21 protein-coding genes and 1 tRNA gene are annotated in these 13,639 nt (G+C 69.6%); 20 read left to right on the forward strand and 2 right to left on the reverse strand.

All coding sequences use genetic code 11. From position 1 onward, the window contains the following. Window positions 1–7 precede the first annotated feature (7 nt). The gene (gfo6, locus tag NO900_RS00715; protein ID WP_256407299.1) at window positions 8–1,108 is read left to right on the forward strand and encodes a D-xylose 1-dehydrogenase Gfo6; all 1,101 of its coding nucleotides are present in this window, start codon (window positions 8–10) and stop codon (window positions 1,106–1,108) included. A 33-nt stretch (window positions 1,109–1,141) separates the two neighbouring features. On the opposite strand, the gene NO900_RS00720 is transcribed toward gfo6, so the two are convergent. Further along, window positions 1,142–1,978, reverse strand: coding sequence for an aldo/keto reductase (locus tag NO900_RS00720; RefSeq protein WP_256407300.1), 837 nt, complete (start codon window positions 1,976–1,978; stop codon window positions 1,142–1,144). Between the two features lie 477 nt (window positions 1,979–2,455). After that, window positions 2,456–2,526: transfer RNA gene (locus NO900_RS00725), tRNA-Gly, on the reverse strand. Between the two features lie 101 nt (window positions 2,527–2,627). Here NO900_RS00725 and NO900_RS00730 point away from each other — a divergent pair. From NO900_RS00730 to NO900_RS00820, 19 genes are all read left to right on the forward strand, one after another. Then, the gene (locus NO900_RS00730; protein WP_256407301.1) at window positions 2,628–3,926 is read left to right on the forward strand and encodes a PQQ-dependent sugar dehydrogenase; all 1,299 of its coding nucleotides are present in this window, start codon (window positions 2,628–2,630) and stop codon (window positions 3,924–3,926) included. A 152-nt stretch (window positions 3,927–4,078) separates the two neighbouring features. Continuing rightward, window positions 4,079–4,945 (forward strand): RNA methyltransferase, encoded by an 867-nt coding sequence (locus tag NO900_RS00735; RefSeq protein WP_256407302.1) that lies wholly within the window; start codon window positions 4,079–4,081, stop codon window positions 4,943–4,945. Window positions 4,946–4,949: 4 nt separating this feature from the next. After that, the gene (locus NO900_RS00740; RefSeq protein ID WP_256407303.1) at window positions 4,950–5,966 is read left to right on the forward strand and encodes a 50S ribosomal protein L3; all 1,017 of its coding nucleotides are present in this window, start codon (window positions 4,950–4,952) and stop codon (window positions 5,964–5,966) included. Window positions 5,967–5,969: 3 nt separating this feature from the next. After that, window positions 5,970–6,716 carry a 50S ribosomal protein L4 gene (gene rpl4p / locus NO900_RS00745; protein WP_256407304.1) on the forward strand — a complete coding sequence of 249 codons (747 nt, stop codon included), beginning with the start codon at window positions 5,970–5,972 and terminating at the stop codon, window positions 6,714–6,716. Further along, window positions 6,713–6,967 (forward strand): 50S ribosomal protein L23, encoded by a 255-nt coding sequence (locus tag NO900_RS00750; RefSeq protein ID WP_256407305.1) that lies wholly within the window; start codon window positions 6,713–6,715, stop codon window positions 6,965–6,967. The genes rpl4p and NO900_RS00750 overlap by 4 nt, the downstream gene beginning before the upstream one ends. A 1-nt stretch (window position 6,968) precedes the next feature. Further along, window positions 6,969–7,691, forward strand: a complete 723-nt coding sequence (locus tag NO900_RS00755) for a 50S ribosomal protein L2 (protein ID WP_049930183.1) — start codon at window positions 6,969–6,971, stop codon at window positions 7,689–7,691. Next, window positions 7,688–8,113, forward strand: a complete 426-nt coding sequence (locus tag NO900_RS00760) for a 30S ribosomal protein S19 (protein WP_256407306.1) — start codon at window positions 7,688–7,690, stop codon at window positions 8,111–8,113. Before NO900_RS00755 ends, NO900_RS00760 begins: the two co-directional genes overlap by 4 nt. Before the next feature lie 2 nt (window positions 8,114–8,115). Next, on the forward strand, window positions 8,116–8,580 hold the full coding sequence (locus NO900_RS00765; RefSeq protein WP_256407307.1) for a 50S ribosomal protein L22: 465 nt from the start codon (window positions 8,116–8,118) through the stop codon (window positions 8,578–8,580). After that, complete coding sequence (locus NO900_RS00770) at window positions 8,580–9,518, forward strand: 30S ribosomal protein S3 (RefSeq protein WP_256407308.1); 939 nt, start codon at window positions 8,580–8,582, stop codon at window positions 9,516–9,518. Before NO900_RS00765 ends, NO900_RS00770 begins: the two co-directional genes overlap by 1 nt. Further along, complete coding sequence (gene rpmC, locus NO900_RS00775; protein ID WP_156586269.1) at window positions 9,518–9,730, forward strand: 50S ribosomal protein L29; 213 nt, start codon at window positions 9,518–9,520, stop codon at window positions 9,728–9,730. Before NO900_RS00770 ends, rpmC begins: the two co-directional genes overlap by 1 nt. A 2-nt stretch (window positions 9,731–9,732) precedes the next feature. Beyond that, window positions 9,733–10,191 carry a ribonuclease P protein component 1 gene (locus tag NO900_RS00780; RefSeq protein ID WP_256407309.1) on the forward strand — a complete coding sequence of 153 codons (459 nt, stop codon included), beginning with the start codon at window positions 9,733–9,735 and terminating at the stop codon, window positions 10,189–10,191. Beyond that, a complete protein-coding gene (locus NO900_RS00785; RefSeq protein ID WP_256407310.1) occupies window positions 10,182–10,526 on the forward strand; it encodes a 30S ribosomal protein S17 in 345 nt (114 codons plus the stop codon). Before NO900_RS00780 ends, NO900_RS00785 begins: the two co-directional genes overlap by 10 nt. Next, the gene (locus tag NO900_RS00790; protein ID WP_256407311.1) at window positions 10,526–10,924 is read left to right on the forward strand and encodes a 50S ribosomal protein L14; all 399 of its coding nucleotides are present in this window, start codon (window positions 10,526–10,528) and stop codon (window positions 10,922–10,924) included. The genes NO900_RS00785 and NO900_RS00790 overlap by 1 nt, the downstream gene beginning before the upstream one ends. Window positions 10,925–10,926: 2 nt before the next feature. Continuing rightward, window positions 10,927–11,283 (forward strand): 50S ribosomal protein L24, encoded by a 357-nt coding sequence (gene rplX / locus NO900_RS00795; protein WP_256407312.1) that lies wholly within the window; start codon window positions 10,927–10,929, stop codon window positions 11,281–11,283. Beyond that, window positions 11,280–12,020, forward strand: coding sequence for a 30S ribosomal protein S4e (locus NO900_RS00800; protein WP_256407313.1), 741 nt, complete (start codon window positions 11,280–11,282; stop codon window positions 12,018–12,020). Before rplX ends, NO900_RS00800 begins: the two co-directional genes overlap by 4 nt. Then, the gene (locus tag NO900_RS00805) at window positions 12,013–12,537 is read left to right on the forward strand and encodes a 50S ribosomal protein L5 (RefSeq protein WP_256407314.1); all 525 of its coding nucleotides are present in this window, start codon (window positions 12,013–12,015) and stop codon (window positions 12,535–12,537) included. The genes NO900_RS00800 and NO900_RS00805 overlap by 8 nt, the downstream gene beginning before the upstream one ends. Then, window positions 12,534–12,707, forward strand: coding sequence for a 30S ribosomal protein S14 (locus NO900_RS00810; protein WP_256407315.1), 174 nt, complete (start codon window positions 12,534–12,536; stop codon window positions 12,705–12,707). Before NO900_RS00805 ends, NO900_RS00810 begins: the two co-directional genes overlap by 4 nt. A gap of 2 nt (window positions 12,708–12,709) precedes the next feature. Beyond that, on the forward strand, window positions 12,710–13,102 hold the full coding sequence (locus tag NO900_RS00815; protein WP_004047215.1) for a 30S ribosomal protein S8: 393 nt from the start codon (window positions 12,710–12,712) through the stop codon (window positions 13,100–13,102). A gap of 2 nt (window positions 13,103–13,104) precedes the next feature. Beyond that, complete coding sequence (locus NO900_RS00820; RefSeq protein WP_256407316.1) at window positions 13,105–13,638, forward strand: 50S ribosomal protein L6; 534 nt, start codon at window positions 13,105–13,107, stop codon at window positions 13,636–13,638. Window position 13,639: the final 1 nt, after the last annotated feature.

Consider the following 13,639-nt stretch of genomic DNA (forward strand, 5'->3'; position numbering starts at 1 on the left):
GTCCGGCATGGAAGCCGCCTTCGCGGAGTACCTCGACGAGTTCACGCGCCGGGACTGGGAGACGCTCGACCCGACCGCCGTCACCGACCCCGTCCGAGTCGCGGTCGTCGGCGCCGGCTGGTTCGCCCGCGACTGGGCGCTGCCGGGCATCTCGCGGTCGGCGTACACCGAGGCGACGGTCGTCACCGACGTCGACGAGGACGCCGTCGAGGCCGTCGCCGCCGAGCGCGACGTGACCGGCGTCACGCCCGACGAGTTCCGGGCGGGCGCCGTCGCGGACGCGTACGACGCCGTGTACGTCGCGACGCCCAACGCGACCCACCTGGAGTACGTCCGGGCCGCCGCGGCGCAGGGGAAGGCGGTCCTCTGCGAGAAGCCGCTCGAAGCGACCCTCGACCGCGCCCGCAGGCTCGTGGCCGCGTGCGAGGACGCCGGCGTCCCCCTGATGGTCGGCTACCGGATGCAGACCGACCCCGCCGTCCGGCGGCTGCGCGACCTCCTCGACGCGGGCGTCGCCGGCGACGTGGTCGGCGTCCACGCGGCGATGTCGCAGACGATGCTCGGCGAGCTCGACGGCGACGCCGACCAGTGGCGGCTCGACCCGGCGCTGTCCGGCGGCTGCGCGGCCATGGACCTCGGGGTCTACCCGATCAACACCGCGCGGTTCGCGCTCGGCGAGGACCCGGAGCGCGTGTCGGGGCGGACCCGCTCGGAGCACGAGGCGTTCGCCGGCGTCGACGAGCACGCGACGTTCCGGCTGGAGTTCCCCGACGGCGTGGACGCGCTGTGCACGGTGAGCCAGAACGCCCAGCACGCGAGCCGGCTGGAGGTCACCGGCACCGAGGCCAGGCTCGTCCTCGACCCGGCGTTCTACGAGCGCGAGGACCGCGGGTTCGCGGTCGTCCGCGACGGGACCCGCGTCGACCTCGACTTCGACCAGGTCCACCAGATCGAGGAGGAGTTCGCGTACTTCGGCCACCAGCTGCTGGCGGACGAGCCGTTCCACCCGGACGGCGAGCACGCGCTCACGGACATGCGCGCGCTCGACGGGATCTACGAGTCGGCCGACACCGGGCGGCCGGTCGCGCTCGGCGACGACGCGGCGTGAGGAGGGCGAGCGACGACCGCCGGTCACGAGTCCCTACCGCTCGATGCCGTACACGTCGCTCGTCCAGTCGCGGGCCGGAGTGTCGTACACCGGCGCGTCGCGGTCGCGCTCGTCGAGGCGCCGCCGGTCGGCGTCGTCGAGCGCCCAGTCGAGGTCGGCGTTGGCCCGGACGTGGTCCGGCGTCGACGACCGCGGGAGCGGGACGACGCCCCGGTCGATCGCCCACCGGATCACGACCTGTGCGGGGTGTTTATCGTACTTCTCCGCCAGCTCGGCGACGACCTCGTCGCCGAACACGTCCGTCCGCGCGAGCGGCGCGGCCGCCTCGATCGCGGTGTCGGTCTCGCGGCAGTAGTCGACGAGGTCCGGGCGCTGGAACCACGGGTGGAACTCGATCTGGTTCACCGCGATCGGGACGTCCGAGACGTGGTGCGCGCAGCTCAGTTGGTACGCGCTGAAGTTCGAGACGCCGACGTCGCGGACGAGCCCGCGGTCGCGCAGCTCGGCCATCGCCCGGAGCGTCTCGCGCAGCGAGATGGCCGGGTTCGGCCAGTGGATGAGGTATAAGTCGAGGTAGTCGACCCCGAGCCGGTCGAGCGACGCCTCGCACGACTCGATCACCGACTCGTAGTTGAGGTTCTTCGCGAGCACCTTCGAGGTGAGGAAGACGTCGTCGCGGTCGTACTCGGCGAGGACCTCGCCGATCGCTTCCTCGTTGTGATACCCCTCGGCCGTGTCGACGTGCGCGTAGCCGGCGTCGAGCGCCGCGCGCACGCTCGCCGCCGTCTCGTCGTCGTCGAGGTCGTACGTGCCCAGTCCGAGCGCCGGCAGCTCGGCGCCGCTCGGGAGCGTCTTCGTTGGAACGGTCACACGCACGGGTTCGACGGATCGCCGATTGAAACTACCGGTCGGCGAACGATGCCCCGACGAAAACCTATGCCGTGGCGCGCGCCCGTGAGCGCCCGGCTGGCGCGAACGGCGCGTGCGAGGGAGTCGCTGGCTCCCGGAGCGAAGCGGAGGGTGCCAGCGACGAGGCTGGGGAGGCGTGAGGTGCGGTCGCTGTGCGGTGCCGTGAGAGAAACCCGATCCGTCAGTCGGGGGTCGCGACCGTTACGAGACCCTCCAGAACTCGCCTCGTGTGATTAAGAACGGCACCGGCCGAGACTCCCCGCGAGCAGCGCGAGCGGGGAGTCAGGCCGGTGGATCTTCGAGCGCAGCGAGAAGATCCACCGGCCGAGATTTGAACTAGGGAAAGACGGTCCTGCTCGCTCGCTCCGCTCGCTGCGCGGGCTGCGTCTTTCTGAGTTCAAATCCCTCTCGGTGATTTTGCTCACTCCGTTCGCAAAATGCACCGGCCGAGATTTGAACTCGGGTTGCAACCATGGCAAGGTTGCGTGATACCACTACACTACCGGTGCGTGCTTCGCGTCTGCACATAGTCCGAGTCGGAGATATAAGGGTTCCGAACGAGGGTCGGCGGAAGGGTCATCGGTGCCGCGGTCCCAGACGCACCCGAACGATGACCGACACCTCCGACCGCATCGACAGACGCACCGCCCTCCGCGCCGCCGTCGGGGTCACGGGCGCCGCCGCGCTCCCCGCGGTCGCCGGCTGTCTCGGCGACGGCGAGGGCACCGGCGCGGACGGTACCGATGGATCCGGCGACGGCTCCGACCCCACGCCCGACGACGGCGCCGACGTCGACTACGCGGTCGAGACCGTCGCCGAGGGGTTCGAAAGCCCGTGGGGCCTCGCGTTCCTCCCGGGCGACGGCCGCCTGCTGGTCACCGAACGGCCCGGCCGACTGTCGCTCGTCGACCCCGCGGACGGGAGCGTCGAGGCGGTCGCTGGCGCGCCCGAGGCGTTCGCGGCCGGACAGGGCGGCCTGCTCGACGTCGCGGTCCACCCCGATTACCCGGACGACGCGCGCGTGTACCTCACGTACTCGGCGCGCGCCGAGGACTCGCCCGCCGGCGGCGACGCGGACGGCGCGACGACCCACGTCGGCGCCGGCCGGCTCTCGCTCGACGGCGGCGACGCCCCGACGCTGTCGGCGTTCGAGGCGGTCCGCGTCGCCGAGCCGTTCCGCGACACGGACCTCCACTTCGGCTCGCGGGCGACGTTCGGCCCCGACGGCGCGCTGTTCGTCACGGTCGGCGACCGGCGGGACACCGACTTCGGGCCGGACCACGTCTCGCAGGACCGGTCGAACGAGCTCGGCGCGACGCTCCGGCTGACCCCCGACGGCGACGCCCACCCCGACAACCCGTTCGTCGGCGAGCCGGACGCGGCGGACGCGGTGTACAGCTACGGTCACCGGAACCCGCAGGCGATGGCGGTACGGCCCGAGACGGGGGCGGTCTGGCAGTGCGAGCACGGCGAGGAGGACGGCGACGAGATCAACGTCGTCGAGCGCGGCGGCAACTACGGCTGGCCGATAGCCAGCGAGGCGTGTCGGTACGGGACCGACGACCCCGTCGCGCCCGGCCACGACGAGCGGGACGACGCCGTCGCGCCCGTCCACTACTGGCCGTGCGGCTCCGGCGGGTTCCCGCCGAGCGGCGCCGTCTTCTACGACGGCGACGCCTTTCCCGAGTGGCGCGGCGACCTGTTCGCCGGCACGCTCGCCGCGCAGTACCTGGGTCGGTTCGCGGTCGAGGGGGCGGGCGCCGCCGGCGCCGACGTCACCGAGCGCGACCCGCTGCTCGCCGACCGCGGCTGGCGCGTCCGGGCGCTCGCGGTCGAGCCGGCCACGGGTCACCTCTACGTCGCTGTCGACGACGCGGACGCGCCGGTCGCGCGGATTGTCCCGGACTGAACCGCGGCGGTCGCACTCGGACCGTGCGACGGACTCCCTCGATCGTCGCCCGAATCGCCCGCCAGACCCCGTGTGAACGCGCCACAGTCCGAAATCCGGACCGCTATCCTTTTACGGTGCCGTCCGAAATCGAGGGGTACAGTCTCGCCACGATGCGTACCGAAGACGGACTCACGATCTGCGTCCCGTCTTCGGTCGTCCGGGAGGCCGAGGACGATCGCGAGGCGACTCGCAAACTCGGCTACGTCGCCCGCGCGGCGGCGGTGTTCCGGGCGGATCGACTGGTCGTCTTCCCGGACCGGGAAGGCGAGCGGCGACGGGGCGGCGAGTACGTTCGGACCGTGCTGGGGTACGCCGCGACCCCTCCGGGGCTCCGCAAGGACCTCTGGGGGGAGCGCGACGAGCTCCGGTACGCCGGCGTGCTCCCGCCGCTCCGCGTGCCGTGGCGGACCGGCTCGACCCCGAACGGGGGAGAGTCGAAAACACAGGGACTCGTGACCGAGGTCGGACCTGAAGGCCGCGTCCGGGTCAATTCCCCGCTGCGGGAACACCCGATCTCCCTGCTCGTCCCCTCCGGAACGGAGGTCGAGCGGGGGGAGCGCGTCACCATCAGGGTCTCTTCGAGAGAACCGGTCCGCGCCCGCATCACCGGGAAGCCGGAGGACGGCTTCCAGGTCGTGGCCGCGGACCTGTCGGAAGCGCTCGCCGGCGACGGACTGGCCGTCGCGACGTCGCGACACGGGGAGGAACTCTCCGTCTCGCGGCTCGGCGGCATCGTCTCGGACGCGCGGGAGGCCGGCGGCTACGCCGTCGCCTTCGGCGCGCCCGAGCGGGGGCTTCCGGAGATGCTCGGGCTCTCGCCCGACGACATTCGGGCGGCCGTCGCCGACGGCCGTCCGGTCGAACCCGATCCGGGGTTCGACCTCTGGCTGAATACGATCCCGGCACAGGCGAGCGAGGTCGTCCGAACGGAGGAGGCTCTGTTCGTGACTCTCGGCTCGCTCACACTCACGGAGTAAACACATGCCACAACCAAGCCGACCACGAAAAGGCTCGCTGGGCTACGGCCCGCGCACCCGCGCAGACCGAGAGGTCCCGCGCATTCGCTCGTGGCCAGACGACGACGGAGCCCCCGCGCTGCAGGGGTTCGCCGGCTACAAGGCCGGAATGACGCACGTCGTGATGGTCAACGACGAGGCCAACTCGCCGCGTGAGGGGATGGAAGAGTCCGTTCCCGTCACCGTCGTCGAGACGCCGCCGATGTACGCGGTGGCCCTGCGTGCCTACGAACAGACGGCGTACGGAAAGAAGCCGGTCGAAGAGGTCTGGGCGACCGAGTTCCACGAGGAGCTCGACCGCGCCCTCGACCTCCCGGCGGAAGACACCTTCGAGGAGGACGCCGAGGAGCTGCGCGCGTTGCTCGACGACGACGTCGTCGACGACGTCCGCGTCATCACCCACACCGTCCCCTCGGAGCTCGCGAACGTACCCAAGAAGAAGCCCGACGTCATGGAGACCCGAGTCGGCGGCGGCTCCCTCAAGGAGCGCGTCGACTTCGGGCTCGACCTGGTCGGGGAGGGCGGCGCCCACGAGTTCGGCGACGTCTTCCGCGCCGGTCAGTACACCGACGTCTCGGGCATCACGAAGGGGAAGGGGACCCAGGGTCCCGTCAAGCGCTGGGGCGTCCAGAAGCGGAAGGGCAAACACGCCCGCCAGGGATGGCGGCGCCGGATCGGCAACCTCGGTCCGTGGAACCCCTCCCGCGTGCGCTCCACCGTCCCCCAGCAGGGGCAGACCGGCTACCACCAGCGCACCGAGCTCAACAAGCGCCTCATCGACTTCGGCGAGGGCGACGACGCCTCCGTCGACGGCGGCTTCGTCAACTACGGCGAGGTCGACGGCGAGTACGCGCTCATCAAGGGCTCGCTGCCCGGTCCGGACCAGCGCCTGCTTCGGTTCCGCCCGGCCATCCGGCCGAACGACCAGCCGCGCCTCGACCCCGAGGTCCGGTACGTATCCACCGCATCCAACCAGGGATAACACATGAACGCAACAGTACACGACCTGGACGGCGGGGACGCGGGCAGTATCGAGCTGCCGGCGATCTTCGAGACCGCGTTCCGACCGGACCTCATCGGTCGGGCGGTCTCCGCCGCACAGGCCAACCGGAAACAGGCCTACGGCGCCGACGAGTTCGCCGGGCTGCGGACTCCCGCGGAGTCGTTCGGCTCCGGGCGCGGGCTCGCACATATCCCGCGCTCCGAGAACGTCGCCCGCCGCGTCCCGAGCGCCGTCTCGGGCCGCGCCGCGCACCCGCCGAAGGCCGAGAAGGACCAGAGCAAGAAACTGAACGACAAGGAGCGGCAGTTCGCGATCCGGTCGGCCGTCGCGGCCACGACCGACGCCGAGCTCGTCGCCGAGCGCGGCCACGCGTTCGACGACGACCTCGCGCTCCCGCTCGTCGTGAGCGACGAGTTCGAGGACCTCCAGAAGACCCAGGACGCCCTGGGCGTGCTGGAGGCCGTCGGCGCCGACGCCGACATCGAGCGCGCCGAGGAGGGCCGCTCCGTCCGCGCCGGACAGGGCAAGGCCCGCGGCCGCAAGTACAGCCAGCCGAAGTCCGTCCTCGTCGTCACCAGCGAGGAGCCGTCCCGCGCCGCCCGCAACCTCGCGGGCGTCGACGTCGCGACCGCGGGCGAGGTCAACGCGGAGGACCTCGCGCCCGGCGGACACCCGGGGCGACTCACGCTGTGGACCGAGAGCGCCGTCGAGGAGGTGGCCGACCGATGAACTCCGTCATCGAGCACCCGCTCGTCACCGAGCAGGCGATGAACGAGATGGACTTCAAGAACAAGCTGCTGTTCCTCGTCGACGTCGACGCGACGAAGCCCGACGTCCGCGAGGAGGTCCAGGACCGCTACGACGTCACCGTCACCGACGTGAACACGCAGGTGACCTCGAAGGGCAAGAAGAAGGCGACCGTCACGCTCTCCGAGGACGACGACGCGACCGAAATCGCCTCGCGCATCGGGGTGTTCTGAGATGGGACGACGAATCCAAGGACAGCGGCGTGGACGCGGCGGCCCGACGTTCCGGGCCCCCTCCCACCGCTACAAGGCGGAACTGTCGCACAAGAAGCTCGAAGACGTGGACACGGTCACCGGCGAGATCGTCGGGATCGAACACGACCCCGCCCGCTCGGCCCCCCTCGCGGAGGTCGAGTTCGAGGACGACGACCGTCGGCTCGTGCTCGCGCCGGAAGGCGTGCGCGTGGGCGAGACGATCCAGGTCGGCGTCTCGGCGGAGATCAAGCCCGGGAACACGCTCCCGCTGGCCGAGATCCCCGAGGGCGTCCCGGTCTGTAACGTCGAGAGCAACCGCGGGGACGGCGGGAAGTTCGCGCGCGCCTCCGGCGTGTCCGCGACGCTTCTCACCCACGACCGCGACGTCGCGGTCGTCCAGCTCCCCAGCGGGGAAGTGAAGCGGCTCGACCCGCAGTGCCGCGCCACGATCGGCGTGGTCGCGGGCGGCGGCCGGACGGAGAAGCCCTTCGTCAAGGCCGGCAACAAGCACCACAAGATGAAGGCGCGCGGGACCAAATACCCGCGCGTGCGCGGCGTCGCGATGAACGCCGTCGACCACCCCTTCGGCGGGGGCGGTCGCCAACACCCCGGCCAGCCGAAGTCCGTCTCGCGGGACGCCCCGCCGGGACGGAAGGTGGGTGACATCGCATCCAAGCGCACCGGACGAGGTGGCAACAAATGAGTTCCAACTACCGAACCGGCCGCGAGGGCAAGGAGTTCGCCTACCGCGGTCACTCGCTCGACGAGCTGCAGGAGATGGACGTCGAAGAGGTCGCGGAACTGCTCCCCGCACGCCAGCGGCGAAGCATCGTTCGCGGCCTCGGCACCGAACAGCAGAAGCTGCTGGAGACGGTGCGGAGCCGCGACAAGGAGACGACGGCGGACGACCCGATCCGGACGCACCTGCGCGACATGCCGGTGCTGCCGGAGTTCGTCGGCGTCACCTTCTCCGTGTACAACGGACACAGCTTCGAACGCGTGCAGGTCGAGCCCCAGATGATCGGACACTACCTGGGCGAGTTCCACCTCACGCGAAGCACCGTCGAACACGGTCAGGCCGGCATCGGCGCGACCCGGTCCTCGAAGTTCGTGCCCCTCAAGTAACAATGGGAATCAACTACAGCGTCGAGGCCGACCCGGAGACCACCGCCAAGGGGATGCTCCGCGACCGGCCCATCAGCGTGAAGGACAGCAAGGAGATCTCCCGGGAGATCAAAGGCGAGACCGTCGCCGACGCCGAGGAGTTCCTCCAGGAGGTCATCGACGAGGAGACGTCGGTGCCCATGCGCCAGCACAACGCCGGCGCGGGCCACCGCTCCGACATCGACGGCTGGGACGCGGGACGGTACCCCGAGAAGGCCGCCAAGGACTTCCTGAAGCTCTTAGAGAACGTCAAGAACAACGCGACCGAACAGGGGTTCGACGGCGACGAGATGGTCATCAAACACGTCGCCCCGCACAAGGTCGGCGAGCGACCCGGACGGAACCCGCGGGCCGCGGGCGCCACGCAGTGGAACACCACCCTCGCCGATGTCGAGCTCATCATCGAGGACCCGGAGGCCGACGACTAATGGCTGACGAACACCAATTCATCGAGGACGGCCTGCGCCGTTCACAGATCAACGAGTTCTTCGCGGACGAGCTCGGCCGAGCCGGCTACGGCGGCATGGACGTCGCCAAGACGCCGATGGGCACGCAGATCGTCCTGAAGGCCGAGAAGCCCGGCATGGTGATCGGGAAGGGCGGGAAGAACATCCGCAAGATCACCACCGAGCTGGAGGACCGCTTCGACATGGACGACCCGCAGATCGACGTTCAGGAGGTCGACGAGCCCGACCTGAACGCCCAGATCGTCGCGGACCGTCTCGCGAACGCCCTCGAACGCGGCTGGTACTTCCGGAAGGCCGGTCACACGACGATCGACCGGATCATGGACGCCGGCGCGCTGGGCGCCGAGATCGTCCTGAGCGGGAAGGTCACCGGCGCGCGCTCGCGCGTCGAGAAGTTCAACCGCGGCTATATCAAGCACAACGGCGAGCCCGCGGAGGAGGTCGTCGACCACGGCCAGGGCGTCGCGGTGATGAAGCTCGGGACGATCGGCGTCAACGTGAAGATCATCCCGCCGGGCGCGCAGCTCCCGGACGACTTCGAGGTCCGCGAGGACGCCGAGGTCCCGGAGGTCGAGCAGGCCGCCGCCGCCGGTGACGACGAGGGCGTCGAGGCGCTCCTCGAAGAGGAGCCCGAGGAGGTCCCCGACGTCGGCGCGGACGACGACGACGTCGAGGTGCCCGACGAGGACCCGACCGACCTCATCGACGAGGAGGTCGTCGAAGAGGTCGTCGAGGAGACGCAGGACACGGCCGCGGAGGCGACCGACGTCGCCGCCGAGGAACCGGTCGGCGACGCCGAGGCGGACGACGTCGACGAGCTCGACGAGGAGATCGAATCGGAGGCGGCGGACCTGGTCGCCGAGATGGAAGCCGCGGACGACGAGGAGGAGGACGAATAATGGCGATCCTCTACACCGACGAGATCCGCGACATGACGGCGGCCGAGCGCCAGGTCGAGCTCGAGGAGCTGGAGACCGAGCTGCTCAACTCCAAGGCGCAGCGCGCGGCCGGCGGCATGCCGGAGAGCCCGGGCCGCGTGAAGGAGCTGAAGAAGACGATCGCGCGGATCAAGACGATCCAGCAGGAAGAAGGCGACTTCGAGGACGAATAACGATGATATCCCCCGACACGCTCGTCCGGCACGAACTCGTCGGCCTCCCGGTTCGGGTGGCCGACGCCGCCAGCGACGCCCACGCGGGCGTCGCCGGCCGCGTGCTGTCCGAGACGTTCGGCACCCTCGTGGTCCGGACGCCGTCGGGGGACAAGCGCGTGCCCAAGTCGGGCGCGACGTTCGAGTTCGGCGTCGTCGAGACGCCGACCGCTCGCACAGATGAAGCCGCCGACGGCGCGCAGTCGTCGGGGTCCGCGTCCCAACTCGGGTCGGATACTACGGGGGTCCGCCCCCGTCAGTCTGGCCCGTCCGGGTCCGAAAGCGTCGTCACCGGTGACGGCGCGGATCCGGCGAGCCACCGCGGCGAGTGCAAAGACGCGGTCTACGTGACGGTGGATGGCGATCGGTTGCGGCATCGGCCCGCCGAACGCACCGAACGAGGTGTCACACAATGGCGATAGGAATCGACGTACCCACGCCTCCGGAGCCAGACAACCCGGAGGATTACGACTACGAGAAGTGCCCGTTCCACGGGCAGCTCTCCGTCCGCGGCCAGACCCGGGAGGGAACGGTCGTGTCGACGGATATGGAAAAGACCGTCATCGTCGAGCGAGAGTACGACGTGTTCGTACCGAAATACGACCGGTACATGAAGCGTCGCTCGCGCATCCCGGCCCACGTGCCGGGCGTGCTCGACTCGCTCGAAGTCGGTGACGAAGTGACGATCGCGGAGACGCGACCGCTCTCGAAGACGAAGTCCCACGTCGTCGTCGAGAACCTGTCGGGTGATCGGTGATGGAGGCCCTCAAGGCCGACGTCACGCAGGGGCTCTCGAAGGGCTCGCTGATCGCGTGCGCCGACAACACCGGCGCCCGCGAGCTGAAGGTGATCTCCGTGTCGGGCTACTCCGGCACGAAGAACCGCCACCCGAAGGCAGGTATCGGCGACAAGGTGACCGTCTCGGTCACCAAGGGGACCCCGGAGATGCGGCGGCAGGTGCTGGAGGCGGTCGTCGTCCGCCAGCGCAAGCCGATCCGCCGCCCGAGCGGGACCCGAGTGAAGTTCGAGGACAACGCGGCCGTCGTCATCGACGACCTCGAGGAGCCGCGGGGCACGGAGATCAAGGGCCCCGTCGCCCGCGAGGTCGCCGAACGATTCGGGAGCATCGCCTCGACCGCGACGATGATCGTCTGATCATGACGAAACAGCCACGCAAACAGCGAAAACGGTCGGAGACCGCGCCGCTCCACGAGCGGCAGAACCAGGTCCGGGCCACCCTCACGGACGACCTCCGCGAGGAGTACGGACAGCGCAACGTCCGCGTCAACGCCGGCGACACCGTCGAGGTGCTTCGCGGCGACGCGGCCGGGACGGAGGCGGAGGTCGTCGCCGTCGACCTGTCCGCGGAACGGATCACCGTCGAGGACGTCACCGTCGAGAAGGCGGACGGGGAGGAGGTTCCCCGTCCCATCCCGGCGAGCAACGTCCGGGTGACCGATCTGGACCTGGAAGACGACCGCCGTGCGGCGCGGCTCCGGGAGGACAACGAATGACGCGACACCAGAAGCGACTGTCGGTACCGAACTCCTGGCCGGTCGAGCGCAAGACGAACACGTTCACCGTGAAGGCGGGCGCGGGCCCGCACGGCGAGGCGGGCGTTCCGCTCGTCGTCCTGCTGCGGGACGTGCTCGGCTACGTCGACTCGACGAAGGAGGCGCGCTACGCGCTGAACAACGACTCGGTCCTCGTCAACGGGGACGCGGTGTCGGACGAGCAGCGTCCGATCGGGATGTTCGACATCCTGGCGTTCCCCGAGCGCGGGGAGTTCTTCCGCGTCTTCCCCGACGAGGGCGGTCGGCTCGCGCTGACCCCCGTCGACGAGGAGGCCGCGGGCAGCCGGCTCGGGAAGATCACGAACAAGACCGTCGTCCCCGGCGGCGCCGTCCAGCTGACGCTCCACGACGGGGCGAACGTCCGCGTCGACGACGACGCGCCGTACGACACCAAGGACTCGATCGTCGTCGACAACGAGTCGAAGGAGATCGTCGCCCACTTCGAGTACGAGGAGGGCGCCCTGGTCACCGCCGTCGCCGGCCAGCACGCCGGCCGGATCGGCGAGGTCGACGACATCGACGTGACGCTCGGCTCGGGCTCGAACACCGTGTACGTCGACGACGACGACGGCGGCTACGAGACGGTCGAGGAGTACCTCGTCGTCATCGACGAGAACTTCACGGGCGAGGAGGACGACGCGACCGACGCCGAGGAGGCGGGTGATTCGGATGAGTGAGTCCGAGAGCGCCGCCCACGAGATGCGCGAGCCGTACCTGGAAAAGGTCGTCGTCCACATGGGCGTCGGGCAGGGCGGTGAGCCGCTCGCCGACGCCGAGGAGATCATCGAGGAGATCACGGGCCAGCAGTCGGTCCGGACCACCTCGAAGCGCACCATCGCCGAGTTCGGGATCCGCAAGGGCGACCCGATCGGCGTCAAGGTGACGCTGCGGGGCGAGGACGCGCACGACTTCCTCGCGACCGCGCTCGACGTCGTCGACGTCTCGCGGAGCCAGTTCGACGACACGGGCAACCTGAGCTTCGGGGTCGAGGACCACACCGACTTCCCGAGCCAGGAGTACGACCCGAACATCGGCATCTACGGGCTCGACGTGACGACGACGATCGTCCGGCCCGGCTACCGCGTGTCGAAGCGGGACAAGGCGACGGCGTCTATCCCCGCGAACCACCGGATGACCGTCGAGGACGCGGCCGCGTTCCTCGAGACCAACTTCGACGTAGAGGTAACGGAATGAGCGAAGCGAACAACGACACGGGCGAACACGCGGCGAAGCGCACCGACTCCCGGCACAGCTGCCGGCGGTGCGACCGCGAGCAGGGGCTCGTCGGGAAGTACGACATCAACCTCTGCCGGCAGTGTTTCCGCGAGGTCGCCCGAGACATGGGATTCGAGAAGTACAGCTAATCATGACAGGAAACGATCCATTCACCAACGCGCTCGCCGGCATGGACAACGCCGAGAGCGTTGGCCACCTGTCGTACACGGTTGAGCCCGCCTCCAACATCATCGGCTCCGTCCTCGAGGTCCTCTACGACCGCGGGTACGTCGACGGCTTCGAGTACGTCGACGACGGGAAGGCCGGGAAGTTCGAGGTCGAACTGAAAGGCGCGATCAACGAGTGTGGCGCCGTCAAGCCCCGCTACTCCGCGGGCGCAGACGAGTTCGAGAAGTGGGAGAAGCGATACCTCCCCGCCCGCGACTACGGGACGCTCATCGTCACGACGAGCCACGGCGTCATGAGCCACTACGAGGCCCGCGAGGAGGGCATCGGCGGCCAAGTGATCGCATACGTCTACTAACAATGAACAGAGTCGAAATCGAGATTCCGGACGACGTCTCCGCCGAGACCGACCACCTCGAACTCACCGTCGAGGGTCCCAACGGGAGCGTCACGCGACGCCTCTGGTACCCCGACGTCGAGGTCACGGTCGAGGACGGTGTCGTCGCGATCGCCTCCGAGAGCGAGGACGCGAAGACGAACGCCACGGTCGGCACCTTCGAGAGCCACGTCGCCAACATGATCCACGGCGTCACCGACGGATGGGAGTACACGATGGAAGTGTACTACGCCCACTTCCCGATGCAGGTGACCGTGGAGGGCGACGAGGTCGTCATCGAGAACTTCCTCGGCGAGCGAGCACAGCGACGCACCCCGATCCGCGGGGACACGGACGTACAGGTCGACGGCGAGACGGTCACGCTCTCGGGCTCCGACAAGGAGGCCGTGGGGCAGACCGCCGCCGACATCGAACAGCTGACGAAGGTGACCGACAAGGACACGCGCGTCTTCCAGGACGGCGTGTACATCGTCGAGAAGCCGACCGGAGGTGCCTAAC

This window comes from Halorubrum rutilum (assembly GCF_024494565.1).

Excerpts from the sequence above, each read along its gene's own strand:
- gfo6 (WP_256407299.1), top strand. The coding sequence starts at position 8 with ATGGAAGCCGCCTTCGCGGAGTACCTCGACGAGTTCACGCGCCGGGAC.
- NO900_RS00730 (WP_256407301.1), top strand. The coding sequence starts at position 2,628 with ATGACCGACACCTCCGACCGCATCGACAGACGCACCGCCCTCCGCGCC.
- NO900_RS00735 (WP_256407302.1), top strand. The coding sequence starts at position 4,079 with ATGCGTACCGAAGACGGACTCACGATCTGCGTCCCGTCTTCGGTCGTC.
- NO900_RS00740 (WP_256407303.1), top strand. The coding sequence starts at position 4,950 with ATGCCACAACCAAGCCGACCACGAAAAGGCTCGCTGGGCTACGGCCCG.
- rpl4p (WP_256407304.1), top strand. The coding sequence starts at position 5,970 with ATGAACGCAACAGTACACGACCTGGACGGCGGGGACGCGGGCAGTATC.
- NO900_RS00750 (WP_256407305.1), top strand. The coding sequence starts at position 6,713 with ATGAACTCCGTCATCGAGCACCCGCTCGTCACCGAGCAGGCGATGAAC.
- NO900_RS00755 (WP_049930183.1), top strand. The coding sequence starts at position 6,969 with ATGGGACGACGAATCCAAGGACAGCGGCGTGGACGCGGCGGCCCGACG.
- NO900_RS00760 (WP_256407306.1), top strand. The coding sequence starts at position 7,688 with ATGAGTTCCAACTACCGAACCGGCCGCGAGGGCAAGGAGTTCGCCTAC.
- NO900_RS00765 (WP_256407307.1), top strand. The coding sequence starts at position 8,116 with ATGGGAATCAACTACAGCGTCGAGGCCGACCCGGAGACCACCGCCAAG.
- NO900_RS00770 (WP_256407308.1), top strand. The coding sequence starts at position 8,580 with ATGGCTGACGAACACCAATTCATCGAGGACGGCCTGCGCCGTTCACAG.
- rpmC (WP_156586269.1), top strand. The coding sequence starts at position 9,518 with ATGGCGATCCTCTACACCGACGAGATCCGCGACATGACGGCGGCCGAG.
- NO900_RS00780 (WP_256407309.1), top strand. The coding sequence starts at position 9,733 with ATGATATCCCCCGACACGCTCGTCCGGCACGAACTCGTCGGCCTCCCG.
- NO900_RS00785 (WP_256407310.1), top strand. The coding sequence starts at position 10,182 with ATGGCGATAGGAATCGACGTACCCACGCCTCCGGAGCCAGACAACCCG.
- NO900_RS00790 (WP_256407311.1), top strand. The coding sequence starts at position 10,526 with ATGGAGGCCCTCAAGGCCGACGTCACGCAGGGGCTCTCGAAGGGCTCG.
- rplX (WP_256407312.1), top strand. The coding sequence starts at position 10,927 with ATGACGAAACAGCCACGCAAACAGCGAAAACGGTCGGAGACCGCGCCG.
- NO900_RS00800 (WP_256407313.1), top strand. The coding sequence starts at position 11,280 with ATGACGCGACACCAGAAGCGACTGTCGGTACCGAACTCCTGGCCGGTC.
- NO900_RS00805 (WP_256407314.1), top strand. The coding sequence starts at position 12,013 with ATGAGTGAGTCCGAGAGCGCCGCCCACGAGATGCGCGAGCCGTACCTG.
- NO900_RS00810 (WP_256407315.1), top strand. The coding sequence starts at position 12,534 with ATGAGCGAAGCGAACAACGACACGGGCGAACACGCGGCGAAGCGCACC.
- NO900_RS00815 (WP_004047215.1), top strand. The coding sequence starts at position 12,710 with ATGACAGGAAACGATCCATTCACCAACGCGCTCGCCGGCATGGACAAC.
- NO900_RS00820 (WP_256407316.1), top strand. The coding sequence starts at position 13,105 with ATGAACAGAGTCGAAATCGAGATTCCGGACGACGTCTCCGCCGAGACC.